Origin of the sequence: Pararcticibacter amylolyticus, assembly GCF_003130405.1 — a bacterium.
GTDB lineage: Bacteria > Bacteroidota > Bacteroidia > Sphingobacteriales > Sphingobacteriaceae > Arcticibacter > Arcticibacter amylolyticus.
This window is the reverse complement of the sequence record NZ_QEAS01000033.1, coordinates 21,618-21,849: the sequence shown is the minus strand read 5'-3', so window position 1 is coordinate 21,849 and position 232 is coordinate 21,618. Positions and strand designations below refer to the sequence as shown.

General features: G+C 64.7%; 1 pseudogene. It reads left to right on the top strand.

Annotated features, from left to right (window positions below):
* Positions 1–225: pseudogene (locus tag DDR33_RS26810) on the top strand (TPM domain-containing protein); the annotation flags it as partial.
* Positions 226–232: the final 7 nt, after the last annotated feature.

The window sequence follows — 232 nt, the reverse complement described above, 5'->3', positions numbered from 1 at the left end:
GGCAAAAAAGGTGGCGGAGGAGGACGCGGCGGCCGGGTAATCGGAAGCCGGGGCGCATCGGATATTTTCTGGTGGACTATGCTGTCGGGTATGGGTAACAGAGGCGGCGGAGGCGGCAACTGGGGAGGAGGATCAGGCGGCGGCTTCGGTGGTGGTTCAGGAGGCGGATTTGGCGGCTTCGGAGGCGGCAGTTTCGGAGGGGGCGGATCTAGCGGAAGCTGGTAGGCCAAAG